Here is a 24074-nt window from a genome sequence, read left to right on the forward strand (position 1 = left end):
ATGTCCTAGCCAGGCTACGGCAAATCAACGCATATCACCGGCGCATCGCCAGCACGGCCTTGGCGCGCTTCAGATGCGGCATATCGAGCATCTCGCCCTCCAGTCCGATCGTACCCATAGCCGGATTAGCCGCGAAGACGGCCACGATCTTCTCGGCGCGCTCGATCTCGGCCGTGGAAGGGGAGAAGGCGCGGTTGATCACCGGCACCTGATCGGGATGGATCGCGAGCATCCCGCGGAAACCCGCGCGGCGCGCTTTGGTTGCGACCTTCTCCAGCCCCTGCAGGTCACGGAAATCGCCATGGATCGTTTCGATCGGCGTTACGCCTGCCGCTGCCGCCCCGGTCAGGGCGAGGGCGCGGAAGACCTGATAGGGGAAATCATATTCCCCCGCCTCGTCGCGGTTGTGCGTCGCGCCCAGCGCCGTGGCGCTATCTTCGGCCCCCCAGGTGAGCGCGGCGAGGCGCGGGCAGCCGGCATAGTCACCAAGCCCGAAGATCGCCTGCGCGGTCTCCGTTGCCACCACGATCGTGCGGATGCCGCCCTGGGGAAGGCCATGCGCGGCCTCCAGTGCAGTCAGATAGTGATGAAGCAGTTCCGCTTCGGCGCGACTGGCCTTGGGAAGCATGATCCCGTCGGGGCGACCGGGCACGATCGCCGCGAGGTCGGGCAGGGCATGCGGGGTGTCGAGGGGGTTGATCCGTACCCATTGCTGCTGGGCGCGCTCGGCTGTCTTGAGATGCTGGGCGACCAGCGTGCGGGCGGCGGGCTTGTTCGCCTCGGCCACCGCGTCTTCCAGATCGAGCAGCACCAGATCCGCTTCGCTCGCGCCTGCCTTGGTGATCTTGCGTTCGGAATCACCCGGTGCAAACAGCAGCGATCGGGCGGCGAGCGGGTCGGTCATGCATCCTCCTGTTATCCAGCCTTGCTATCGTGGCCGGATCGACGGGTAAACCGCGCGTCATCCTTAACCTTGTCCGGCGCCTTTCCCTCTCGGAGGCGTAATGATTTTACCGCTCCTTAACGCTGTCCGCTTACCTCGTTTGCAGGGATGAGCGAGGGGATTTCGCAAGTGCGCATTTTGATCGTGGACGACGAACCGGCGATGCACGAGTCGTACCGCCAGGTGTTCGGGAGTCGCCGGGGCGGCAACGCGACCGCGCTGAGCGCCATGGCCGCCGAGCTGTTCGGCGACGAGGATGACGCACCGTCAGAGCCCGCCAATGACGCGATCGACTTCGACTGTGCCCATTTCAACCAGGGCCTGGATGCCGTCGAGGCGATCCAGGACTCGATCGAGACCGGCAAGCGTTTCGCCGTCGCGTTCATCGACGTGCGCATGCCGCCGGGCATCGATGGCAAGGAAACCGCTCGCCGCATCCGCGCGCTCGATCCCGACATCAATCTGGTGATCGTCACCGGCTATTCCGACTTCTCCCCGCTCGACATCAGCCGCGCCGCCGGCCCCGCCGACAAGATCTTCTACATCGCCAAGCCCTTCCAGGCGGAAGAGGTGATGCAGACGGCGACCGCGCTTGCGCATCGATGGGAAGCCGACGGCAAGCTGCGCAGCGCCATCGCGCTGCTCGAGGAGCAGAAGCTCGAACTGGCCGCCAATGAATCCCGCGCCGTCCACATCGCCAACCATGATTCGCTCACCGACGCGCCCAACCGCCTCTCGTTCCTCCACATGCTCGGCAAGGCGGTGAAGGGCGACCAGTGCTTCGCCATGGCGATGATGGACCTCGACCGGTTCAAGATCGTCAACGATACGCTCGGCCATCTTGCCGGCGACGAGCTGATCCGCATGGTCTGCGAGATTCTCCAGACGAACGTGCCGGCAGAAGGTTTTGTCGCGCGGCTGGGCGGCGACGAGTTCGCAATGCTCTATCCCGTGACCGGCGAGGACGAGGCGACGATGGTCGCCGAGCGCCTGCTCAAGGCGGTTTCGGTCAGCTTCAAGGTGTTCGGTCACTCGGTGCAGGGCGGGGCCTCGGTCGGCCTTATGGTGGTCGAGCCCGGCACGATCCATGATCCGATCGACGTGATGCGCCGTGCCGACCTCGCGCTCAACGAGGCCAAGCACAATGGCCGCGGTATCGTTCGCCTGTTCGACGAGGCGATGGACGAATCGATCCGATTCCGCCGTCAGATCGAAGGCGGGCTTTCCGAGGCTATCGCGAAGGGCGAGCTCAAGCTCGTCTTCCAGCCGATCGTCGGTCGCGACCAGCTCGAGATCACGGGCTTCGAGGCGCTGATCCGCTGGTGCAGCCCGGAATATGGCATGGTCTCGCCGGGCATGTTCATCCCGATCGCCGAGGAATCGAACCTGATCCACGAACTGGGCGACTGGGTGATCGACCGTGCGGTCGAGACGCTCAAGACCTGGCCGGGGCAATATGTGTCGGTGAACTTCTCGCCGCGCCAGTTCCGCCGCCACAATTTCGTGGCGCATGTGATGGAGCGCGTCGCCAATGCCGGCGTCGAGCCCGGCCGCTTCCAGATCGAGATCACCGAGACGGCGATCTTCGACGATGTCGAACGTGCCGCCGAGACGCTGTTCAAGCTCCGCCAGATGGGCTTCCGCATTGCGCTCGACGATTTCGGCACCGGCTATTCGAGCCTCTACAATATCCGCCGCTTCGCGCTGGACTGCCTGAAGATCGATCGCAGCTTCGTTGACGGCATGGGCCGTGAGCGCGAGAGCGCGGCGATCGTCCACTCGATCATCCATCTCGGCCGCGCGCTGGGCATGGAAGTGGTCGCCGAAGGCGTGGAGACCGAAGCGCAGCTCCAGGCGCTCCGCCTGGCCGGCTGCAGCCATCTCCAGGGCTATTATCTCGCCCGTCCGATGGATGCCGAGGATGCGCTGGTGCTCGCCAACAAGCGCTATATGGGCATCGAGGAGCCTGAGGCCGAACTGAGCAACGGGACGCACGGCTGATGCCAACCCGGGGGCGCCTCAAGGCGCCGGCCTCGCTCGGCGCGAAACTGGTCCTGATCCTCACCGGCGTCGGCGTGGTTGGCGCCGCCGCGCTTACGCTGATGCTGGCTACCGTCATCACGCCGAGCTTCAACCAGCTCGAGCGCGACGCCGTGAATGCGCATGTCGCGCGCACCGAAGCGGTGGTTCACGACGTCTCGGCCAAGGTCGAGAACGCCGTGCGTGACTATGGCGACTGGAACTCGTCCTACGACTACATGGCGAACCCGACCAGGGCATTCGAGGAAGAGAGCTTCTCGACGCTCGCCATGGTCAATCTCGACGTCAACGGCATGGCCTATGTCCGGCCGGACCGCTCGATCGTCATCGCCCGCTGGCTCGATCTCGAGAAACAGGCCGATGTGCCGGCGATGCGCGCGCAGCTGACGACCGCTATCTCCAAGCTCGATTTCTCGGGGGCACTGCACGGCCAGAGTTCGGCCGGCTTCTTCATGCGGCTGGGCGATAGGCTGGCCGCAATAGGCGTCGCGCAGGTGCGCAAGAGTGATGGCAGCGGAAGTCCGCGCGGCTATGTGCTGATGGCGCGCGCCGTCACCGCAAGCCAGCTCAGCACCCTGCTCCAGCTCAAGGCGAGCCTTGCGCTCGACAATCCCGTAGCCGAAGTCACCAAGACGCCCGGCACTACCCGTACCCGTATCGCCGTGCCGGTCCCGGGCCCGGATGGCCGCTCGGTCGCCACCGCCACCTACACCGTGCCGCGTGACCTCTCTACGCTGGGTACCCGCATGCTGGTGCTCGCGGTGGTCGGGTCGTCGATCCTGCTGGCGATCGTCCTGCTGGTGCTGCGCCGGATGATCGCGCGGCTCGTGCTCGGGCCGCTCAAGCGGGTCGAGCAGCATATGGGCGTGGTTCGCGCGTCGGGCACGCTCGGGCTGCTCACCGACAAGGAGCGCGATGACGAGATCGGCAGCCTGGTCACCAGTTTCAATTCGATGCTCAAGCAGCTCAAGGACCTGCGCGAGCAGCTCGAGGTGCAGAGCTTCTCGCTCGGCCGCAGCGAAAGCGCGGTCGCGGTGATGCACAATGTCCGCAACGCACTGAACCCGATCAGCACGGTGCTCAGCCAGGGGCTGGGAACGGGGGCGCCGATGGACCGCGCACTGCTCGATCGCGCGCTCGGCGAGCTGGCGGGCGAGGAGATCCCGGCGGTGCGCCGGCAGAAGCTGGTCGCCTTTCTCGCTGCTGCGATCGAAAGCGTGGAGCAGGAACGCAGCGATCGGCGCGAGCAGATCACGATCGGTCGCGAGGCGCTCCACCATGTGCTGGAGATCATCGGCCAGCAGCAGGAGGCGGCGCACGAACGTCCGCCGCTCGATGCCTGCGATATCACCGATATCGTCGCCCAGAACGCCACGATCGCGCGGTATTCGGGCGAGAACTCGATTGCCTTCAGCTTCCCGTCAAAGCCGCAATGGGTGATGGCGAACCGGGTGATCCTCAGCCAGGTGGTCGGTAACCTATTCGCGAATGCTGCCGAGGCAATCGCGGCGACGGGACGGACCAGTGGTTCGATCGCGGTGACGATCCAGCAGAAGGGCGAGAACACCGAAATCCATATCCGCGACGATGGCGAGGGCTTCGATCCATCGACTGCACCCACGCTGTTCCAGCGCGGTTTCTCCACCCGCGCGCACAAGTCGGGCGGGCTGGGATTGCACTGGTGCGCGAATTCGATGCTGGCGATGGAAGGCAGGCTCGACTTGCTCAGCGACGGCAGGGGCACGGGCGCCAAGGCGATCCTGACGCTGGGGACTGCCCAATTGGCCCAGCCGAGCGGGATGGCGGCCTAACGCTGCCCGGCGGCGCGGTGGGGACCCGCCACCTCATCCTTCCGCCGCAGATAGGGTGCGACTAGGTTCCGCGCCCGGAACCACTCCTGCCGGTCCGGATCGAGGCTGTCGAAGTTCCCGATCACCCGGCGGCATTGTTCCGAACGGCACTGGCAGATCATGTGCCAGTTCGATTCCCGAAGCGTCGTCGAATAGTCCCAGGCGATCTCCTCGCCCGGTTGGATCGCACGCACGGAGACCAGGAACACGCCGCGATCGGTGAAGCGCAGTCCGGCATTGGGATCGCAGCTATGGTTGACCAGGTCGTCGATCCGGCCGGACGGGCCCATATAATGGTCGGGCGTCACCTGGACGAAGCGGTCGTTGCTGCCGCGCATCAGGCTGGGAATCTGGTCGGCACGGAAGCGGCGGCCGGTGAACTCGATCAGCACGTCGCCTTCGGCAAAGCCGCTTGCGGCATAGACAGCCTTGCCCAGATGGTTGTCACCTACCTTGAAGAGATTGCCTGAAGGCCGGTAGCGATCGAGCCAGCGCAGCCCGCCGCGGCGGGTGCCGAAGGAGCGCAGCGGGTTAATCGTCGCCAGGCCGATCAGGAACCAGACGCTGGCATGGCAGAGGAACTCGACGATCACATAGGCGAGTTCGGCGACGCCCGGCTCGGCGCCGCGTACGGCGATCAGCAGCGTGGCCAGGTCACCGAAGGTCCACAGACCCCAGGCCGGGGAGCGTTCGCGGTTACGATCGGTCCAGACGCTGGCCCAGGTCGGCCAGAAGCTTACCGGCACCGCGAGCACTACCAGCATGTGCGCCCAGAAGGCTTCGCGGAAGACGAGCCACAGCAGCAACGCGCTCAGGCTGGCGGCGATGCAGAAGGTCTCGGTGGGCGAGGGCGGGGCCCAGGAGGAGCGCCGCCAGATGCCGATCGTCACGAGGATGCAGGCGATCGAGGAGAGCGCGAACACCCAGCCCTGCGGCGCGCCGGGATTGACGGCGGCATAGGTCAGTGCCTCGAGCGTGGTCGCTGCGCTCCAGATCAGCCATGACGCACGGTTCGGCTCCACCAGCTCACGACGCAGCCCGATCAGGTAGGTCGCATAGCCCGCAAAGCTGAATCCGATCGCCAGAAAGAACCAGATATCGGCAGTCAAAAACGCCCCTCCCAAACGGAGCGTTTACCATGTCCCGGAATCACCGTCTATGCGCGACTCGCGTTGAATCCGCGAGTCGCTTGGAATCAGCGCGACACACTTAGCGGCGAAATCTCAGAGATCCGCGCCGCAGTCCTTCACTGCCTCAAGCACGATCGGTGCCCATTCCTTGCGGCAGATCAGCAGGTCCGGAATGCTTGTGCTCGCCTGATTGTAGACGATCGGGCTGCCGTCGATCCGCGAAGCGTGGAGCCCGGCTGCGAGCGCTACCGCGACCGGCGCGCAATTGTCCCATTGGTGCTGGCCGCCCGAATGGAGATAGATCTCGGCCTCGCCGCGGACCACCGCCATCGCCTTGGCGCCCGCCGAGCCCATGCCGATATGCACCGCGCCGATCCGCTCGCCCACGCCGGCGCAGAGCTGGCTTGGGCGCGTGCGGCTCACCAGCATGCGGGGCGGCAGCTCGCCTTCGGGCAAGGCGGGCGGGCAATCGCTCGAGAGCGTGCAGCCGAGACGGGGCAGGGCGACCGCGCCTACTGCCGGCACGCCATCGATGGCGAGGGCGATGTGCACTGCCCAGTCACCGCGTCGCTCGGCGAATTCGCGCGTGCCATCGAGCGGGTCCACGATCCACACCCGGCTGGCAGACAGCCGCGCGGGATCGTCCGCTGATTCCTCGGAGAGGACCGCATCGTCGGGCCGTGCCAGCGCCAGCGCGGCGAGGATCATCGCATTGGCCTCGCGGTCGCCGCGATCTCCGCCGGCGCATTCGTTCTGGATGCGCAGCAGCAGCGCGCCGGCCTCCTCGGCGACTTCCCTGGCCAGTTCAGCGTCGTTCAAATCACCGGACTCCACGTGCCCATGATCGTCTCCACGATCCGTTCGGCTGCGTCCTCGGGGCTCTCGCGCGTGGTGTCCACCCGGATTTCCGGCGCCTCCGGTGCCTCATAGGGACTGGAGATGCCGGTGAAGTGGGCGATCTGGCCGTCGCGGGCCTTTTTGTAGAGGCCCTTCACGTCCCGCGCTTCGGCGACTTCCAGCGGCGTATCGACATGGATCTCGAAGAACTCACCTTCGGGAAGCATGCGGCGGACCAGTTCGCGTTCGGCCCGGAAGGGTGAGATGAACGCGGTGAGGACGATCAGGCCCGCATCGGTCATCAGCTTCGCGACTTCGCCGACGCGGCGGATATTCTCGATGCGATCCGCATCGGTGAAGCCAAGGTCCTTGTTAAGGCCGTGGCGGATATTGTCGCCGTCGAGGAGGAAGCTGTGCTTGCCCATGGCGTGCAGCTTCTTCTCGACCAGATTGGCGATGGTCGACTTGCCCGAGCCGGAAAGGCCCGTGAACCAGAGCAGCCGGGGTGCCTGGTGCTTCTGGTTGGCATGGGCCTCGCGGTTGATTTCCACGGCCTGCCAATGGACATTCTGGGCTCGCCGCAGCGAGAAATTGAGCATTCCGGCGGCCACAGTCGCATTCGTGGCCTTGTCGATCAGGATGAATCCACCAAGGTCCTTGCCTTGGGCGTAGGATTCGAAAACCACTCCGCGGTCGGTGTAAACCTCGGCAATTCCGATGTCGTTCAGGCCCAGAGTCTTCACGCTCAGCTCGGCCATCGTATTGACGCACACGGCATGGCGCGGCGGCTGGACGGTCGCGCTGACCGTCTGGGTGCCGAGCTTGAGCCAATAGGCCCGCCCCGGCAGCAGCTCCGCCTGGTCCATCCACACGATCGTCGCCTGGAACTGATCCGCGACCTGGGGCGGCGCATCCGCCGCCGCGATCACATTGCCGCGCGAGCAATCGACCTCGTCCGCCAATGTAAGCGTGACGCTCTCGCCCGCAACCGCCTGCTCCCGATCGCCACCAAAAGCGACGATCCGCGCCACCTCGGTCACCTGCCCCGAGGGCAGGATCCGCACCTTGTCGCCCGGCCGCACCGTGCCCGCCGCGATCATCCCCGCAAAGCCGCGGAAATCGAGGTTCGGCCGGTTCACCCACTGCACCGGCAGGCGGAAGGGGCGCGCGGCATCGGCGTCCGCGTCGATCTCGACGCTCTCGAGATGCTGGAGCAGCGACAGGCCGGTGTACCAGATCGTGTTCGGGCTGGAGCCCGTGATGTTGTCGCCCTTGAACCCCGAGATCGGGATCGGCGTGAAGCTGGTGATGCCGATGCTCTCGGCGAAGGCGCGATAGTCCTCGACGATCGCGTCATAGGCGGACTGGTCGTAGCCGATCAGGTCCATCTTGTTCACCGCCAGCACGATGTGGCGGATGCCCAGCAGATGGCAGAGATAGGAATGGCGCCGCGTCTGGGTGAGCACGCCCTTGCGCGCATCGATCAGGATCACCGCGAGATCGGCGGTCGAAGCGCCGGTCACCATGTTGCGGGTATACTGCTCATGGCCGGGCGTGTCGGCGACGATGAACTTGCGCTTCTCGGTCGCGAAGAAGCGATAGGCGACATCGATCGTGATGCCCTGCTCGCGCTCGGCGGCGAGGCCATCGACCAGCAGCGCGAAGTCGATCTCGCCGCCCTGGGTGCCGACGCGCTTGCTGTCAGCTTCGAGCGACGCGAGCTGATCCTCGAAGATCATCTTCGAATCGTAGAGCAGGCGGCCGATCAGGGTGGACTTGCCGTCATCGACGCTTCCGCAGGTGATGAAGCGCAGCAGCGACTTGTTCTGGTGGAGCTGGAGATAGGCGGAGATGTCGGACGCGATGAGCGCGTCGGGGCGGTAGGAGGTCATGCCCACACTCCGTCATGCTGAACTTGTTTCAGCATCCAAGGCGCAACGACGGATGCCTTCGCTTGTGGAGGATTGGACCCTGAAACAAGTTCAGGGTGACGAAGAAGAAGGACGCGGGCCATCAGAAATACCCCTCCTGCTTCTTCTTCTCCATGCTCGCTGCCTGGTCGTGGTCGATCGCGCGGCCCTGGCGTTCCGAGGTGGTGGTCAGCAGCATCTCCTGGATCACTGCCTCCAGCGTATCCGCCTCGCTCTCGACCGCGCCGGTGAGCGGGTAGCAGCCGAGGGTGCGGAAGCGGACCGAGCGGGTGACCGGCTGTTCGCCGGGGTTGAGGCGGAAGCGCTCGTCATCGACCATCAGCAGCAGGCCATCGCGCTCCACCGTCGGGCGGGGGGCGGCGAAATAGAGCGGGACGATCTCGATCCCCTCGGCAAGGATGTACTGCCAGATATCGAGCTCGGTCCAGTTGGAGAGCGGGAAGACGCGGATGCTCTCGCCCTTCTGCTTGCGGGCATTGTAGAGGTGCCAGAGCTCGGGGCGCTGGTTCTTCGGGTCCCAGCGATGCGAGGCGGTACGGAAGCTGAACACGCGCTCCTTGGCGCGGCTCTTCTCCTCGTCGCGCCGGGCGCCGCCGAACGCCGCGTCGAAGCCATATTTGTCGAGCGCCTGCTTGAGCCCCTCGGTCTTCCACATGTCGGTGTGGCGGCCGCCATGATCGAAGGGGTTGATCCCCAGCGCCTCGGCCTCGGGGTTCTTGTGGACGAGCAGCTCCATGCCGGCGTCGCGGGCGGCCTTGTCGCGCAGATCGTACATCGCGCGGAACTTCCAGGTCGTGTCGACATGGAGCAGCGGGAAGGGCGGCGGCGCGGGGTAGAAGGCCTTGCGCGCGAGGTGCAGCATCACCGCGCTGTCCTTGCCGATCGAATAGAGCATCACCGGGCGCTCGGCCTCGGCGACGACTTCGCGCAGGATGTGGATGCTCTCGGCCTCGAGCCGCTGGAGGTGCGTCAGGCGCGCGGGGGCGAGCGATGCGGTCGCTTGAGCCTGGTTCTCCGTCATGTTCCCGGAATGCAGCATGGGGGGCGATTTAGGAAGCTGCCCCGGGCTGCGCGATCTAGTTTATGTTTAGCGGGGAGTAGGATGGGGGGCTCTGATCAAATCCTCCCCCTCCGGGGGAGCATTTATGGATTGGACGAAGCTCCTCCGTTCCCCGGCGAAAGCCGGGGCCCAGGGTAACAGAGCGAAACGGCAGAGAAACCCTGGGCCCCGGCTTTCGCCGGGGAGCGGATAGGTCCAGCGGTGAGCGCTAGCTGGAGAGGCCGGAAATCCAGCTGCGCTGCAGGTCCAGGGTATCGTCCAGCAGCACCAGGTCCGCGCGGTAGCCCGGGGCGATGTGGCCGAGCTGGCCGGCCAGGCCGAGGAAGGCCGCCGGGGTGGCCGAGGCCATGCGGGAAGCGACTTCCAGCGGGACGCGGCCCTGCTCCATCATCCCCTTCACCGCGCCGGCCATGGTGAGGGTGGAGCCGGCCAGCGTGCCGTCGGCGCCGACCAGGCGGTCGCCGTCGCGGTGGATCTCGCGGCCGTGGATCAGGAAATGGTCCTCGTCGCTGCCGACGCTGGGCATCGCGTCGGTGACCAGCATCAGATGGTCGGGCCCCTTGGCGCGGAGCGCGACGCGCAGCGTGGCGGGGTGGAGGTGGTGGCCATCGGCGATGATGCCGGCATATGCGTCCGGTGCCTCGAGCGCGGCGCCGACCATGCCGGGCGCGCGGCTGGTGAGCGGCGACATCGCGTTGAAGATATGGGTGAAGCCAGTGGCGCCATTGTCGAGCGCGGCGCGGACCGTCTCATATGGGGCGTCCGAATGGCCGGCCGAGACGATCACCCCGGCGGCGACCAGCCGGGCGACCTGATCGGGCGTGGCGGCCTCGGGCGCGAGGGTGACGAGCGTCCTGCCGTGGCGGGCGGATTCGAGCAGCGCGAGGAACCCGTCCTGCAGCGGCTGGATCTTGCTCTCGCTATGGATGCCGCGGCGCACCGGGTTGAGGAACGGTCCCTCGATATGGATGCCGAGGATGCCGGGCCCACCCGCTTCGATCGCGGCATCGACCGCCTGGATGGCGGCCTCGATCACCGAGAGATCGTCGCTGATCAGGGTAGGGAGCAGGCCGGTCGTGCCGTAGCGGCGATGGGTCCCGGCGATGATGCGCAGGGTCTCGACGCTCGGATCGTCGTTGAACAGCCGGCCGCCGCCGCCATTGACCTGGGTATCGATGAAGCCGGGGAGCAGGGTGTGGCCGGCAAGATCGACCTGCTCGGCACCGGCGGGCGGCTCGGGCAGGATCGCGGCGATCCGCTCGCCCTCGATCACCACACAGGCATCGTCGCGCCAGCCTTCGGCCAGCAGCATGCGGCCGTTGACCAGGGCTTTCACGCGAGCGTGTCCAGCGCCGCGCCGAGGCTGCCCTTGGTGGCGGCGAGCAGGGTCTCGGCCTCCGCGGCGTCGAGACCGCGGGCGATCAGCACGGCGCGCTTGATGTTGAGGCGCCCGGCGTCGAGCGCCGCCTCGGCCACGGTCTCGCTCGTGCCGGCGAGGGTGGCGACCATGCGGATCGCGCGGGTGCGCAGCTTGGCGTTCGACACCTGCATGTTGACCATCAGCCCGTGGTGAACGAGCCCGAGGCGCAGCATGATCCCGGTGGAGATCAGGTTGAGCGTAACCTTCTGCGCGGTGCCGGCCTTCATCCGGGTGGAGCCGGCGACGACTTCGCTGCCGGTGTCGGCTAGGATCGCATGCTCGGCGGCGGCGAGGACCGGGGTGTCGGGATTGTTGGAGACGCCGATGGTCAGGCTGCCGGCGGCGCGGGCGGCTTCGAGCGCGGCGATGACATAGGGGGTGCGGCCGCTGGCGGCGACACCGATCAGCACGTCATCGGGGCCGAGCGCTTCGGCGGCCACGGCCTGGATCGCGGCTTCGCGGCTGTCCTCGGCGCCTTCCTGGGTGCGGGTGAGCGCGGCGGGGCCGCCGGCGATGAGGAAGGCGAGCCGCTCGAACGGCCAGTTGAAGGTGGGGGTGAGCTCGACCCCGTCCTGCACGCCGATCCGGCCCGAAGTGCCGGCGCCGGCATAGGCGATGCGGCCGCCGCTGCGCAGCCGCCCGGCGGCGGCATCGATCGCGGCGGCGATCGGGGCGGTCTGGGCCTTGAGCGCGGCGATCGCGGCGAGCTGGGCCTCGAGCATCGCCTCGACGGCGGCCTCGGTGGGCCAGCGATCGAGTTCGCGATAGCGGGGGTCGGTGGCTTCAGTCGACATGCGGCTTCCGGGTCGGGAGGACAGAGGCGGACAGGCCGGCGAGAAGCAGCGCGCCGTCGAGCGGATCGGCGATGGCGTCGGTCAGCCGGGCGACGGTGCGGGCGCGCAGCCAGGGCTTGATCCGCATCGCGAGGCCGCCGGCAAGCGCGCAGCGGACGGCGCCGCGGGCGAAGATCGTCTCGATGAAGCGCTCGATATGCTGGGCGGCATCCTCGACGATCGAGCGGGCGATCGCGTCGTTATTCTCGGCATAGTCCATGACGAGCGGGGCAAAGGCGGCGTAATCCTTCGGGGTCGCGGCATCCATCCAGGCAACGGCGCGGGCGGTGTCGTGCCCGAAGCCGGCAGTGACGGCGTGGCTGAGCGCGGTGACTTCGCTGCGGCCGTCGAGGGCGCGAAGCGCGTGGCGCATCGCGCTGAGGCCGAGCGCGGCACCGCTGCCCTCGTCCGAGATCGGGAAGCCATAGCCGCCGATCGCGAAGCTGGTGGTGCCGACGCGGACCTCGGCGATGCTGCCGGTGCCGATGATCAGCGTGGCGCCTTCGGCCCCGGCATGCGCGCCGAGATTGGCGATCGCGGCATCGGTGGCGAAGATGATGTCGGCAAAGGGGAAGGGCAGAGCGGCGAGCTGCTCGCGCATGCCGGTGCGGGTGATGCCGGCGATGCCCATGCCGGCGCGGATCGTCGCGGCCTGGCCCTGGTCGAGCCCGGCGGCGGAGATCGCCTGCTGGACGACCTCGCTCAGCACGGCGTGGAGCCGCTCGATCCCGATACGGGTATTGGCGGGGCCGCTCTCCCCGGTGCCGAGGATCGTCCCGTGTTCGTCAACCAGCCGGCTGCGGCAATGGCTGCCGCCTGCGTCTATCCCCAGGAAAAAGGCCATGGTTGCTCCCTAACAGCAGCGATGCCCGGCCTTGCCATGCCGAACCCGCAGGGGGGCATAATCCACAGATATGGCTGGGCAAGGTCCGTCGGCGCCTTTCGGGTGCCGGGGACGGTAATACGTAAATTTACCAATTTCCGGATTTCGGGGCCGGGAGCAGGCTTTGCGGCGGTTCAGTGAGACGAAGCGATGATGGCGAGCGTGAAGCGTGGAAAGGCCGAATCCGCCCCGAAGATCGGCCAGTGCGGGCGGATGGTGCTTCGGGACGTCGCGGTGCTCTCGGGCGAGGAGTTGCTCCTGCGCTTCGGGGACGCGGCCCCGCAGCAGCTGATCGACCTGATCGTTGCGGCCATCCGCAAGGGGGACGACGACGAAGTCGCCGCGATCGACGGACGGCTGCGCGAAGTCGAGCGGATATCGCTTCGGCAAGGGACTAGCCTTCCCGGCGGTGCTCCCCCGGGTCGGGGAGGCTAGAACCGCGCTTCCTCATAGACGCGGCGGATGTCGCCGCCCCAATCGCCGTTGAAGCGATCGAGCAGGACCTGCGCCGGCACCTTGCCGGTGCGGACCACTTCGCGCAGCGGATCGAGGAAGCCGGACTCGTTGTCGCCCGAGGCGTTGAAGCGCGCGCGGGCGTTGAGGCCCGAGGCGGCGATGTCGAGGACTTCGCCGGCGATGTCCTTGAGCTTGCCGCCGCCGGGCAGCGGGGCGTCGAGGGCGAGCTTCGGCACCGAGCTGCGCAGCGTCTCGCGTTCCTCCATCGACCAGCCCTTCACCAGGTCCCAGGCGGCATCGAGCGCGCCCTGGTCGTAGAGCAGGCCGACCCACAGCGCGGGCAGCGCGCAGATCCGGCCCCAGCGGCCGCCATCGGCGCCGCGCATCTCGAGGAAGGTCTTGAGGCGGACTTCGGGGAAGGCGGTGGAGAGGTGGTCGGCCCAGTCGTCGATCGTCGGCTTGTGGCCGGGATAGGCGGGCAGCTCGCCCTTGAGGAAGTCGCGGAAGCTCTGGCCGGCGGCGTCGATATATTTGCCGTCGCGGTAGACGAAGTACATCGGCACATCGAGCGCGTATTCGGCGTAGCGCTCATAGCCGAAGCCGTCCTCGAACACGAAGGGCAGCATGCCGGTGCGCGCGGGATCGGTGTCCGACCAGATGTTCGAGCGGAACGAGAGGAAGCCGTTGGGCTTGCCCTCGGTGAAGGGCGAGTTGGCGAAGAGCGCGGTCGCCAGCGGCTGAAGCGCGAGGCCGACGCGGAACTTCTGCGCCATGTCCGCCTCGGAGGCATAGTCGAGGTTCACCTGGATCGTGCAGGTGCGCAGCATCATGTCGAGCCCGAGATTGCCGACGCGCGGCATGTGGCGCAGCATGATCTCGTAGCGGCCCTTGGGCATGATCGGCAGCTCGGCGCGGGTCTTGTCGGGCCACATGCCGAGGCCGAGATAGTTGATCCCCAGCCGCTCGCCGACCTGCTTGACCTGCTCAAGGTGGCGGCCGGTCTCGTTGCAGGTCTCGTGGAGGTTCTCGAGCGGGGCGCCGGAGAGCTCGAGCTGGCCGGCGGGCTCAAGGCTGACGGTGCCGTCGGGGCCGGACAGGGCGATGACGTTGTCGCCTTCGAGCACGGGCTTCCAGCCATAGGCGGTGAGCCCGTCGAGCAGGTCGCGGATGCCGCCCTGCTCGGTGTAGCTGGGGGCGTGGAAGTCGCTCTTCGCGAACACGAACTTCTCGTGCTCGGTGCCGATCCGCCAGCGCTCCTTCGGCTTCTCGCCGCCGGCGAAATAGTCGATCAGCTGCTGCCGGTCCTCGATCGGTGCCGACACCTTGGTGTTCTCGGTCTTGGTGCTCATGCGAAGGTCTCGACGGGAGGAATGGGGCGGCGGTGGCGGAGCACCGGGATGCGCGAACGGGCGTCCTCGATGCGCGCAAGATCGATCTCGGCGGTGCCAAGCCCGGCTTGCTCGCCCATGTCGAGCAGCACCTCGCCCCAGGGATCGATCACCAGCGAATGGCCATAGGTGGCGCGGCCGTCCGCATGCTCACCGGTCTGCGCGGCGGCGATGAGAAAGGCTTCGGCTTCAATCGCGCGGGCGCGCAGCAGCACGTGCCAATGCGCCTGGCCGGTCGGGCGGGTGAAGGCGGCGGGGACGGCGAGGGCAGTGGCGCCGGCGTCGCTCAGCGCGCGGAACAGGTCCGGGAAGCGCATGTCGTAGCAGATCGCCAGGCCGAGCCGGCCGATCGGCGTATCGACCAGGATCGCCCGCTCGCCGCGCTGATAGGTGTTGGACTCGCGCCAGCTCTCGCCGGTGGCGAGATCGACGTCGAACAGATGGAGCTTATCATAGCTCGCCCGGATCGCGCCGGTATCGTCGATGACGAAGCCGCGGTTGAGGAACTTGTCGCCCTCGCCCTTCACCGCGAGCGAGCCGAGATGGACCCAGATGCCGTGCTTCGCGGCAGCCTCGCGCGTGGCGGCGAGGACCAGATCCTGGTCTTCCGGCACGACATGGCCCCGGGCGCGCTCGCGATTGCCGTCGAGCAGGCCGGACATTTCGGGGGTGAACAGCATCGCGCTGCCGGCAGCCGCCGCCTGCGCAACCCCATCGGAAATGGTGCGCGCATTGGCGGCCGGATCGATCCCGCTCGTCATCTGCAGCAGGCTGGCCTTCATCGATCTACTCCCCCCGTCCGGCCGGGATCAGCCGCGCTTCGGCTTGCCGACGCCGACCAGGGTCAGCCCGGCACGCTCGGCCTCCGCGGCCGGATAGACGTTGCGCAGGTCGACGAGAAGCGGCGCCTTGAGCAGCGACTTGATCCGCCCAAGGTCGAGCGCGCGGAATGCATCCCATTCGGTGACGATCACCAGCGCATCGGCGCCGTCCGCGGCGGCATAGGCGCTGTCGCTGAACTCGACGTTCGGCAGCAGCGGGCGGGCCTGCTCGAAGCCTTCCGGATCATAGGCCTTCACCGTGGCGCCGGCATCTTCCAGCGCCGCGACGATCGACAGGCTGGGCGCGTCGCGCATGTCGTCGGTGTTCGGCTTGAAGGTGAGGCCGAGCAGGCCGACCGTCTTACCGCGAATATCGCCGCCCATCGCCTTGATGACCTTGCGGCCCATAGCGCGCTTGCGGGCGTCGTTGACCTGCACGGTCGCCTCGACGATGCGCAGCGGGGTCTCGTTGTCGCCGGCGGTCTTGAGCAGCGCCAGCGTGTCCTTGGGGAAGCACGAGCCGCCATAGCCCGGCCCGGCATGGAGGAACTTGCCGCCGATGCGGTTGTCCATGCCGATACCGCGCGCGACTTCCTGCACGTCGGCGCCGACTTCCTCGCACAGATCGGCGATCTCGTTGATGAAGGTGATCTTCACCGCCAGGAACGCGTTCGCCGCATACTTGATCAGCTCGCTGGTGCGGCGGCCGGTGAACAGGATCGGCGCCGACTGGTTGAGCGAGAGCGGGCGATAGATGGCGCGCATCACTTCGCGCGCACCCTCGTCATCGGTGCCGACGACGACGCGGTCCGGGCGCTTGAAGTCCTCGATCGCGGCGCCTTCGCGCAGGAATTCGGGGTTGGAGACGACCTTCGCGCCGATATTCGGTGCGACCTCGGCCAGGATACGCTCGACTTCGTCGCCGGTGCCGACCGGCACGGTCGACTTGGTCACGATCACGCTGCCCTTGGTCAGGTTCTCGGCGATCTCGCGCGCGGCGGCGAAGACATAGCTGAGATCGGCATGGCCATCGCCACGGCGGCTGGGCGTGCCGACCGCGATGAAGATCGCATCGGCATCCTTGACGCCTTCGGCCAGATCGGTGGTGAAGGAGAGGCGGCCGGCCTTCACATTCGAGGCGACCAGCGCGTCGAGCCCCGGCTCGTAGATCGGCATCACGCCCTGGTGAAGCAGCTCGATCTTGCGTGCGTCCTTGTCGACGCAGACGACGTCATGGCCGAAGTCCGAGAAACAGGCGCCGGAAACCAGGCCGACATAGCCCGTGCCGATCATAGCGATGCGCAACGTGGATCCCCTTGGGAAGAAACTATGCTGCGCAGATAGCGACGCCAGCGCCCGGGGCAAGGGGCTGGATCAAACCGCTTCTCCGGTGCCGTGCGCGAGAAGGGCGCGGGCAACAAAAAAGGCGGCCCAAGGCCGCCATTTTTGGTTTTGTCTTCCGTTGTCGTCCGGGCCGGTCAGCACGGCCTCACAGGAGGTCGCTTCACCGCCGGCCCGGATGAGTGTTCCGGTTAGAACGGGCGGATGTCGTTACCGCTCGCACCGTCACGGAACATAAGTTCAAAGAACGCGAACATTTTTAGTCTCCCATCGGTGCGCACATGTGCGCGATTCACGTGGTTAAAGACTGCTTAACGATGAATCAATCCGGATTTCTGCGGAGTTGGCGTGATCGAAAATGCCGAAGCGCCCGGGATTTAACGGTTCCTTCAATGGTCTCGGGCTAGACCGTCGGGGCATGTCGGCACGCAAAGAGCCCTTGGCTAACCAGGCCAGCGCTATCTCGAGCGCAGTCGTGAGGTCCGTGGAAAATACGGAAATCACGAGGGAATTTGTGCAAGTGCGAGCTTCGCAGGACGCCGCGATGGATATCCGCGCACGCCCGCGCAGCCGCCAGGCGCCGGGCAAGCGCGAACTGCACCGGGCAAGTAACGATCGCCACGTCGAGGGGCGTTACTGGAGCGTTCTCGGACTTTGTGAAATTGCGAATTTTGCTTCGCTGCGCCGCCATATCGGCCGCGCGAGGGCCGATTCGCTGGTTCTGGACGTCGCGCGGCGAATCTCTTCGCTGATTCCCGACGTTCGAATTTCCGCCGCCGGCCGCGCGGTCGTGGAGATCGCGTTCGAGCGCGAATCCCCCGAAGTCGCCGCCGACGATATGGACCGGATCTACAAGGCGTTCCTGACCACGCTCGACATCGACGGCGAGCCGCACCAGCTCCAGATGCATATCGGCGTCGCCGCCGCGCCCACGGTCGAGGACGACGAGGTGCTCCTCTCCGAGGCCGCCGAATCCGCGCTCGAGCAGGCGCGTGTCGATGGCCGGGTGGTGATGCTCGACCTGTCGCGGGCGGACCTGGCGTTCGACAAGCTGACCCTGATGCGCGAACTGCCGCGCGCGATCGCCAATGGCGAGATGTTCCTCCAGTACCAGCCCAAGGTGCATGTCCGCCGCCAGGAGATCGCCAGCGCCGAGGCGCTGGTCCGCTGGCAGCATCCGACGCGCGGGCTGATCCTGCCGGGCGACTTCATCTCCGTCGCCGAGCAGGCAGGCGAAATCTCCAAGCTGACGCTGTGGACGCTGCGCCAGGTGATCGAGGACCAGCGCAAGCTGCGCGAAGACGGCTTCGACCTGCTGCTCTTCGTCAATATCTCCGGCCAGCTCCTGGCCGACCCCGCCTTCGTGAACGAAGTCTGCGAGATGCTGGCGAGCACCGACGCCAAGCTCGGCTTCGAGATCACCGAAACCGCGGTGATCCGCGATCCGGAAAGCGCGATCCGCCACCTGCAGTTCTTCGCCGACAGCGGCGTGACGCTTGCCATCGACGATTATGGCGCGGGCCTGTCCTCGCTCGCCTATCTCAAGAAGCTGCCGGCGCGCGAGCTCAAGATCGACAAGATGTTCGTGATGCAGCTGACCAGCAGCAATCGCGATCCGCTGATCGTCCGCTCGACGATCGACCTGGCCCATGCGCTGGAGATGGAAGTCACCGCCGAGGGCGTGGAGACACCGTCGGCGCTGGCGCTGCTCAGCGTGATGGGCTGCGACATGGTGCAGGGCTTCCTGATCTCGCGCCCGCTCGGGCTCGATGCGTTCCGCAAGTTCCTTGCGGACGACGGCCATCTCGACACTGCGAACGGCCAGCTTCAGTCGTTCGTCCGGCCCGAGAGCTTCTGGAAGCGCGCCTGATGCGCGTGCGCCTCCACGCTTTCCTGACGTTCCTCGCGCTGCTGACGGCTGTCCCCGCGCTCGCCCAGGCACCGGCCAAGCCGGCGAATGAATTCACCCCTGCGATCCAGGCCGAGATCCAGGCGGCCAAGGGCAGCATGATGAGCGATCAGGCCGAGGCGTTGCGCCACGCCGACGCGATCGACAAGCTTGCCCGGCAGCTGCCCGATGCGCGCCAGTCCATGCTCGCCCAGGCAACCGCGCGCTGGCTCGCCGCCGAAGCGCGCTTGCGCAATGACGAGCCCGCCCAGGCACAGCCGCTGATCGTCGAAGGGCTGAAGCTGATCGAGACGATCCCGGAGCCGATCAAGCTGCGCGGCGACCTGCTGATGTCGCAGGGTACCTTCTTCATGGCGCGCGACCAGGCGGTGCGCGCGCTCGACAGCTACCAGAACGCGTTCCGCATCTTCGGCGACGTCAAGGAGCTGCGCAGCCAGGCGATCGCGCTGCAGAACATCGCATCGCTCTACAGCTCGGCCAACGACAATGGCCGGGCCGAGCAATATTACCGCCAGGCCGCCGACCTGTATGACGGCGATCCGGTGCTCTCGCTGTCGCTGCACAACAATCGTGGCAACGTGCTGCTCACGATGGACCGCAACGTCGAGGCGGGGCGGGAATATGAGGATGCGCTGCGCGTCGCGCGCGAGATGGACCAGCCCGTGCTCGAGGCGCGTATCCTCAGCAACTATGCGCGCAGCCAGATCGAGCTGAAGCGCTTCGATGTCGCCGGCCGGCTGATCTCGCGCGGGTTCGAGCTGCTGAAGGGCGTCGATGCCGATTTCCTGCGCCGGCACCTCCTGTCGACCGCGGCGGCGCTCGAGCTGGAGCGGGGCAACACCGAACGGGCGGTGCGTCTGATCCGCGAGGCCTTTGCGGGCTTCGACATCGCGAAGACGACGGTCGAGTTCCGCGGTGACCATATGTACGCCTATCAGGTCTTCAGCCGAGCCGGGGATACCCGCGAGGCGCTGATCCATCTCGAGGCGGCGAAGCGGCTGGGCGACGAAGCCTCGAAGGTGGCGACGACGACCAGCGCGGCGCTGATGGCGGCACAGTTCCAGTACGCCAAGCAGCAGAACGACATCCTGACGCTGCAGAACCGCGAGGCCGAGAACCGCGCGCGTACCCAGCTGACGATGTTCCTGCTGATCGGCGGCGCGACGGTAATCGTCATGGGCGCGCTGGGCTGGGGCCTCGTCACCATTCGTCGGAGCCGCAACAAGGTGCGCGCCGCCAACATCGTGCTCGGCGAGACCAATGTCGCGCTGGAGAAGGCGCTCAAGGCCAAGACCGAGTTCCTGGCAACGACCAGCCACGAAATCCGCACGCCGCTGAACGGCATCCTGGGCATGACCCAGGTGATGCTGTCCGACCCGAAGCTGGAAGCGCAGACGCGCGACCGGATCGGCATCGTCCACAGCGCCGGCGTGACGATGCGCACGCTGGTCGACGACATTCTCGACGTGGCCAAGATGGAGACGGGCAACCTCAGCGTCGAGGCGTCGCCGATGGACCTGTGCGCCACGCTCCGGGACGTCACCAAGCTCTGGGAGGAGCAGGCGCGCGCCAAGGGGCTGAATTTCAAGCTCGAGCTCAGCCATGCGCCGCACTGGATCGTCAGCGACGCCACCCGCCTGCGCCAGGTGGTGTTCAACCTGCTCTCCAACGCGATCAAGTTCACCGAGAAGGGCGGCGTGACGCTGCGTGCCGTGGCCGAGGGGGAGGGCGATGCCCGCCGCCTCAAGCTGGCGATCGAGGACAGCGGCATCGGCATCCCGCGCGAGAAATTCGAGGAGATCTTCGAGAGCTTCCGCCAGGTCGATACCAGCACCACGCGCCGCTTCGGCGGCACCGGGCTGGGCCTGGCCATCTGCCGCAACCTGGCGCGCGCGCTGGGCGGCGACATCATGGTGGAGAGCGAGGACGGCAAGGGATCGCGCTTTGTCGTCGATCTGCCGCTGGTTCCCGCCGAGGCGCCGGAGACTGCCGCGACGGCCGAAAGCAGCACCGGGATCGACCTGGTGGTGCTCGATCGCAACCCCATCGCCCGCTCGATGCTGCGCACCCTGCTCGAGCCGCGCGTCGCCCGGCTGCGCTTCGCGGCGAATGTCGGCGAGGCGCTGCCGATGCTTGAGGAGGGCGGGGTCGGTCACCTGCTCGCCGACGAAGCCACGCTCAAGGCCGAGGCCGACGGTCCCGTCCAGGCGCTCACCGCGCTGCGGGCGGCGGATGGAAGCGTTTCCCACACCATTCTCTGGCTCAAGCCCGATGCGGAGACCGTGGCTGAGCTGATTGCGGCAAGTGACGGCAAAATACTGGAAAAACCTATTACCGGCGCGAGCCTGATTGATGCTATCATTCCGCCGACGGAAGAAAATTCCGACAAGAGGGATGGGGACCCGCTTGTATCTCGGGCGGCTTAGGGCGATAGCACACCTGACATGACAGAAATGGTCGCGCGTATCTCGAGGAAACCGGTCGCCACGGGCGGGCGGGCATGAACATCCTCTTCATTGAGGACGATCCGATGAACCGTCGGGTCGTGAAGGACATGCTCGACGTTGCGGGGGCCACCATGGCCGAGGCCAGCTGGGCCGAGGAAGGCCTGGCGATGCTCGATGCCGAGAGCTTCGACGTGATCCTGGTCGACCTGCGCATGCCGGGGATGGACGGGTTCGAGACGATCGAGCGCATCCGCGCGCGCGGCGACGAGAAGGGCGAGCTGCCGATCATCGTGGTCACTGCGGATACGGCGGTGGACCTGCGCGAGCGCTGCCTCGCGGTGGGCGCCGACGACGTGCTGTTCAAGCCGGTGGCGATGGACGCGCTGTTCGATTCGATCGGCCGCGTGCTCGCGATCCGCGGCGGCGGCGGGATGATACTCTAAAGCGGCTTGAAGGGGGCTGTCGAAGGCCCCCTTTGTCACCCTGAAACAGGTTCAGGGCGACTGGGGATGCCTGGCCGAGTTCAGCGTGCGATGCCGATCACGGCGGTGGCGGTATAGCCCGCCGCGACGCTGCCGCTCATCACCGGGGTCTGCTGGGCGATCTGGGCGCTGGTATTGTCGCCGAACACATTGTCGCTGTTGATGCTGACGCTCGCGAAGTTGCGGATGCTCGTCGAATAGCCGGTGGCGTTGTTGTAGACCGTGCTGCACGCGGCGCTCGGCATGGCGAGCTGCGAAATCAGCGTGGCGTAGCGTCCGCCGGTGGCGTTGGCCAGGCTCGAGAATACCTCGAAATGGATGTGCGGCCAGCGGCCCGAATAGCAGCCCGGGAAGATGGTGGTGAAGGTCACCTGGCCGTTGCTGTCGGTCACGCCGACGCCGCGGAGGTAGCTCTCGGCCGGGAGGTCGTAGAGCGAGTATTTCCCGTCGCGGTCGCAGTGCCAGATATAAATGGCATAGCCGGCCAGCGGGGCGCAGGCGGCGTTCACATTGACCAGGGTGAGGGTGAGCGTGACCTGCACGCCCGCCGCCGTCGTGGTCGAGCTGCCGACGAACGAGGAGCGAATGTCGCTGCGCACCACGTTGCTGGCGGTGAGCACGTTCGATGTCGCGCCGCTCGAGGTGTTGGTGCCGTCGGCGGGATAGGGGCCGTTGGTCTCGGTGGGGTCGACGACGCAGGTGCTGCTGGTGGAGGTCGCGGTCGGGGTCGGCGTGGCGGTGGCCGACGCTGTGGGGGTGGGTGTCGCGGTGGTGGTGGTGCCCGAGCTGCTCGTGCTGCTGGCAGTACCGCTCGATCCGCCGTCGCATGCCGCGAGCATCGCCGCGCCGCTGGCGCCGGCGAACCAGCCCAGCGCCCGGCGCCGGCTGGCGAGCTGCGTCATTGCCTTCAGGTCGTGGGCGAGGCCCAGGTCGTGCTCGTCATGATGTTCCATTCTGCCTCCTTGGTCAGAGGCTTCAGTCACATGCCGGACACACGCGCGGATTTCCCCGCGTCGCCGATTGTTGCAGCATGTTGCAGTCAGGCCGGCAGGCGCACCCGCACCCGTCCGCCGCCGGCGGCGCGATTCTCCAGCGTGACTTCGCCGCCATGCGCTTCGGCGATCGTGCGGACGATCGCGAGGCCGAGGCCGGTGCCGCCGGTCTCGCGATTGCGCGAGCTCTCGCCGCGCACGAAGGGCGCGAACAGCGCCTCGGCCCGGCTGAGATCGAAGCCGCGCCCGTCATCCTCGATCACCACGTCCACCTTGCCTTCGGCCAGGCTCCAGCCGAGACGCGCGCGCTCACCGTAACGCACCGCATTCTCGATCAGATTGGCGAACAGGCGGCGCAGCGCCGCGGGATCGCCCCGCACCACCGCGCGTGGGCCAGGCTCCACGCTCACCGGCTTGCCGGCGGTGGCGAGGTCATCCACCAGGCTCTCGACCAGGCTGCCCAGGTCGAGCTTCTCGTGGGGGGCGCCGTCGCGGCCGTCGCGGGTGAAGCTGAGCGCGGCCTTGAGCATCGCGCGCATCTCTTCGATGTCCGCCTCGGCGCGCAGCCGGGCATCGTCGGGAAGCTGCTCGACCCAGAAGGCGATGCGGGAGAGGGGAGTGCCCAGGTCATGCGCGATCGCGCCGAGCATCGCGCTGCGGTTCTCCGCCTCGACCAGGATGCGCTCCTGCATCGAATCGAGTGCGCGGGCGAGTTCATGGACTTCGCGCGGGCCGTTGTGCGGGATCGGCTGGCGGGCGCCGAGCCGTACGCGCGTCGCGGCGCCCGCCAGATCGCGGATCGGGCGCGAAATGCGGCGCGCCACGCCCCAGGCGAGCAGCGACAGCACCAGCAGCACACCGAGCATGCCCAGCAGTCGGGCGAGGTGCCAGCGGGTGAAGGCGGGGCGGAACAGGCTCGAGGCGACGATCCAGCCATTGCCGTCCTCCAGCGCGACGGTGAAGCTGCCGTGCATGTCCTGCTCGGGGTCGCGCGCGGGGAACTGGTAGAGGCCGTGAACACGCTCGGCCGGCACGCCGATCAGCCGGGCGATCGCCGCGTCGCGCGCCGGCGAGGGGCGCTCGTCCTCGCGGCCGAACTTGTCCTCGCTGGTGCGGGTGATCGCCATCCGCGCCTGGGCGGTGGGCGCCACCGTGCCAGTACGCAGCGCCTCGGCGACGCGGGCAAGCGGCAACGGCCCCGGCCCGGGCGGCGGGCCGTTGAACATGATCGTGAACTGCGTCGTCGTCGCGATCAGCGCCGCGGCGATGACGAGCAATACGATCGGAACGGTGATCGAACGCCGCGTCACG

19 protein-coding genes are annotated in these 24074 nt (G+C 67.1%); 6 read left to right on the forward strand and 13 right to left on the reverse strand.

Going from position 1 to position 24074, the window contains the following annotated elements; all coding sequences use genetic code 11:
* Positions 1 to 34 precede the first annotated feature (34 nt).
* On the reverse strand, positions 35 to 904 hold the full coding sequence (locus tag O3305_RS22780; protein WP_269574554.1) for an HpcH/HpaI aldolase/citrate lyase family protein: 870 nt from the start codon (positions 902 to 904) through the stop codon (positions 35 to 37).
* Between the two features lie 147 nt (positions 905 to 1051).
* Between O3305_RS22780 and O3305_RS22785 the strand changes: the two genes are divergently transcribed.
* Together O3305_RS22785 and O3305_RS22790 are read left to right on the forward strand one after the other, a co-directional pair.
* Complete coding sequence (locus tag O3305_RS22785; RefSeq protein ID WP_269574555.1) at positions 1052 to 2944, forward strand: putative bifunctional diguanylate cyclase/phosphodiesterase; 1893 nt, start codon at positions 1052 to 1054, stop codon at positions 2942 to 2944.
* Positions 2944 to 4794 carry a sensor histidine kinase gene (locus O3305_RS22790; RefSeq protein ID WP_269574556.1) on the forward strand — a complete coding sequence of 617 codons (1851 nt, stop codon included), beginning with the start codon at positions 2944 to 2946 and terminating at the stop codon, positions 4792 to 4794. The genes O3305_RS22785 and O3305_RS22790 overlap by 1 nt, the downstream gene beginning before the upstream one ends.
* Here the strand turns inward: O3305_RS22790 and O3305_RS22795 are convergent.
* The 7 genes from O3305_RS22795 to O3305_RS22825 form a co-directional block, all read right to left on the reverse strand.
* The gene (locus O3305_RS22795; RefSeq protein ID WP_269574557.1) at positions 4791 to 5942 is read right to left on the reverse strand and encodes an SET domain-containing protein; all 1152 of its coding nucleotides are present in this window, start codon (positions 5940 to 5942) and stop codon (positions 4791 to 4793) included. The two genes, O3305_RS22790 and O3305_RS22795, sit on opposite strands and share 4 nt — an antisense overlap.
* Positions 5943 to 6056: 114 nt before the next feature.
* Positions 6057 to 6782: a 3'(2'),5'-bisphosphate nucleotidase CysQ gene (locus tag O3305_RS22800; RefSeq protein WP_269574558.1), complete on the reverse strand. Its 726-nt coding sequence runs from the start codon at positions 6780 to 6782 to the stop codon at positions 6057 to 6059.
* Complete coding sequence (gene cysN, locus O3305_RS22805; protein ID WP_269574559.1) at positions 6779 to 8692, reverse strand: sulfate adenylyltransferase subunit CysN; 1914 nt, start codon at positions 8690 to 8692, stop codon at positions 6779 to 6781. Before cysN ends, O3305_RS22800 begins: the two co-directional genes overlap by 4 nt.
* A gap of 121 nt (positions 8693 to 8813) precedes the next feature.
* Positions 8814 to 9752, reverse strand: coding sequence for a sulfate adenylyltransferase subunit CysD (cysD, locus tag O3305_RS22810; RefSeq protein WP_269576583.1), 939 nt, complete (start codon positions 9750 to 9752; stop codon positions 8814 to 8816).
* A gap of 247 nt (positions 9753 to 9999) precedes the next feature.
* The gene (nagA, locus tag O3305_RS22815) at positions 10000 to 11103 is read right to left on the reverse strand and encodes an N-acetylglucosamine-6-phosphate deacetylase (protein ID WP_269576584.1); all 1104 of its coding nucleotides are present in this window, start codon (positions 11101 to 11103) and stop codon (positions 10000 to 10002) included.
* A 20-nt stretch (positions 11104 to 11123) separates the two neighbouring features.
* Positions 11124 to 12005, reverse strand: a complete 882-nt coding sequence (locus O3305_RS22820) for an N-acetylmuramic acid 6-phosphate etherase (RefSeq protein WP_269574560.1) — start codon at positions 12003 to 12005, stop codon at positions 11124 to 11126.
* Entirely contained in the window at positions 11995 to 12888 is an 894-nt protein-coding gene (locus O3305_RS22825; RefSeq protein ID WP_269574561.1) for a glucosamine kinase nucleotide-binding domain-containing protein, read from the reverse strand. Before O3305_RS22825 ends, O3305_RS22820 begins: the two co-directional genes overlap by 11 nt.
* Positions 12889 to 13089: 201 nt before the next feature.
* Here O3305_RS22825 and O3305_RS22830 point away from each other — a divergent pair, with 201 nt between their 5' ends.
* Positions 13090 to 13362, forward strand: a complete 273-nt coding sequence (locus O3305_RS22830) for a hypothetical protein (RefSeq protein WP_269574562.1) — start codon at positions 13090 to 13092, stop codon at positions 13360 to 13362.
* Here the strand turns inward: O3305_RS22830 and O3305_RS22835 are convergent.
* Genes O3305_RS22835 through O3305_RS22845 form a run of 3 tightly spaced genes read right to left on the reverse strand, consistent with a single transcriptional unit; the run spans position 13359 to position 16897 of the window.
* Positions 13359 to 14732 carry a glutamate--cysteine ligase gene (locus O3305_RS22835; protein WP_269574563.1) on the reverse strand — a complete coding sequence of 458 codons (1374 nt, stop codon included), beginning with the start codon at positions 14730 to 14732 and terminating at the stop codon, positions 13359 to 13361. The two genes, O3305_RS22830 and O3305_RS22835, sit on opposite strands and share 4 nt — an antisense overlap.
* Positions 14729 to 15553, reverse strand: a complete 825-nt coding sequence (locus O3305_RS22840; protein WP_269574564.1) for a carbon-nitrogen hydrolase family protein — start codon at positions 15551 to 15553, stop codon at positions 14729 to 14731. The genes O3305_RS22835 and O3305_RS22840 overlap by 4 nt, the downstream gene beginning before the upstream one ends.
* A gap of 27 nt (positions 15554 to 15580) precedes the next feature.
* Complete coding sequence (locus tag O3305_RS22845) at positions 15581 to 16897, reverse strand: UDP-glucose dehydrogenase family protein (RefSeq protein WP_269574565.1); 1317 nt, start codon at positions 16895 to 16897, stop codon at positions 15581 to 15583.
* A 556-nt stretch (positions 16898 to 17453) separates the two neighbouring features.
* Here O3305_RS22845 and O3305_RS22850 point away from each other — a divergent pair.
* The 3 genes from O3305_RS22850 (at position 17454) to O3305_RS22860 (ending at position 21732) form a co-directional block, all read left to right on the forward strand.
* The gene (locus O3305_RS22850) at positions 17454 to 18803 is read left to right on the forward strand and encodes a GGDEF domain-containing phosphodiesterase (protein ID WP_269574566.1); all 1350 of its coding nucleotides are present in this window, start codon (positions 17454 to 17456) and stop codon (positions 18801 to 18803) included.
* Positions 18803 to 21268 (forward strand): tetratricopeptide repeat-containing sensor histidine kinase, encoded by a 2466-nt coding sequence (locus tag O3305_RS22855; protein WP_269574567.1) that lies wholly within the window; start codon positions 18803 to 18805, stop codon positions 21266 to 21268. Before O3305_RS22850 ends, O3305_RS22855 begins: the two co-directional genes overlap by 1 nt.
* A 74-nt stretch (positions 21269 to 21342) precedes the next feature.
* On the forward strand, positions 21343 to 21732 hold the full coding sequence (locus O3305_RS22860) for a response regulator (RefSeq protein ID WP_184168197.1): 390 nt from the start codon (positions 21343 to 21345) through the stop codon (positions 21730 to 21732).
* Between the two features lie 80 nt (positions 21733 to 21812).
* On the opposite strand, the gene O3305_RS22865 is transcribed toward O3305_RS22860, so the two are convergent.
* Positions 21813 to 22724 carry a dioxygenase family protein gene (locus O3305_RS22865; protein WP_269574568.1) on the reverse strand — a complete coding sequence of 304 codons (912 nt, stop codon included), beginning with the start codon at positions 22722 to 22724 and terminating at the stop codon, positions 21813 to 21815.
* 86 nt (positions 22725 to 22810) lie between these two features.
* Positions 22811 to 24073 carry an ATP-binding protein gene (locus tag O3305_RS22870; RefSeq protein ID WP_269574569.1) on the reverse strand — a complete coding sequence of 421 codons (1263 nt, stop codon included), beginning with the start codon at positions 24071 to 24073 and terminating at the stop codon, positions 22811 to 22813.
* Position 24074: the final 1 nt, after the last annotated feature.

This window comes from Sphingomonas sp. NIBR02145, from assembly GCF_027359115.1.
Classification (GTDB): Bacteria; Pseudomonadota; Alphaproteobacteria; order Sphingomonadales; family Sphingomonadaceae; genus Sphingomonas; species Sphingomonas kyeonggiensis_A.

Coding starts and splice junctions, on each gene's coding strand:
- O3305_RS22780 (WP_269574554.1), bottom strand. CDS start 904: ATGACCGACCCGCTCGCCGCCCGATCGCTGCTGTTTGCACCGGGTGAT.
- O3305_RS22785 (WP_269574555.1), top strand. CDS start 1,052: ATGAGCGAGGGGATTTCGCAAGTGCGCATTTTGATCGTGGACGACGAA.
- O3305_RS22790 (WP_269574556.1), top strand. CDS start 2,944: ATGCCAACCCGGGGGCGCCTCAAGGCGCCGGCCTCGCTCGGCGCGAAA.
- cysN (WP_269574559.1), bottom strand. CDS start 8,692: ATGACCTCCTACCGCCCCGACGCGCTCATCGCGTCCGACATCTCCGCC.
- cysD (WP_269576583.1), bottom strand. CDS start 9,752: ATGACGGAGAACCAGGCTCAAGCGACCGCATCGCTCGCCCCCGCGCGC.
- nagA (WP_269576584.1), bottom strand. CDS start 11,103: ATGCTGCTGGCCGAAGGCTGGCGCGACGATGCCTGTGTGGTGATCGAG.
- O3305_RS22820 (WP_269574560.1), bottom strand. CDS start 12,005: ATGTCGACTGAAGCCACCGACCCCCGCTATCGCGAACTCGATCGCTGG.
- O3305_RS22825 (WP_269574561.1), bottom strand. CDS start 12,888: ATGGCCTTTTTCCTGGGGATAGACGCAGGCGGCAGCCATTGCCGCAGC.
- O3305_RS22835 (WP_269574563.1), bottom strand. CDS start 14,732: ATGAGCACCAAGACCGAGAACACCAAGGTGTCGGCACCGATCGAGGAC.
- O3305_RS22840 (WP_269574564.1), bottom strand. CDS start 15,553: ATGAAGGCCAGCCTGCTGCAGATGACGAGCGGGATCGATCCGGCCGCC.
- O3305_RS22855 (WP_269574567.1), top strand. CDS start 18,803: ATGCGCGTGCGCCTCCACGCTTTCCTGACGTTCCTCGCGCTGCTGACG.
- O3305_RS22860 (WP_184168197.1), top strand. CDS start 21,343: ATGAACATCCTCTTCATTGAGGACGATCCGATGAACCGTCGGGTCGTG.
- O3305_RS22865 (WP_269574568.1), bottom strand. CDS start 22,724: ATGGAACATCATGACGAGCACGACCTGGGCCTCGCCCACGACCTGAAG.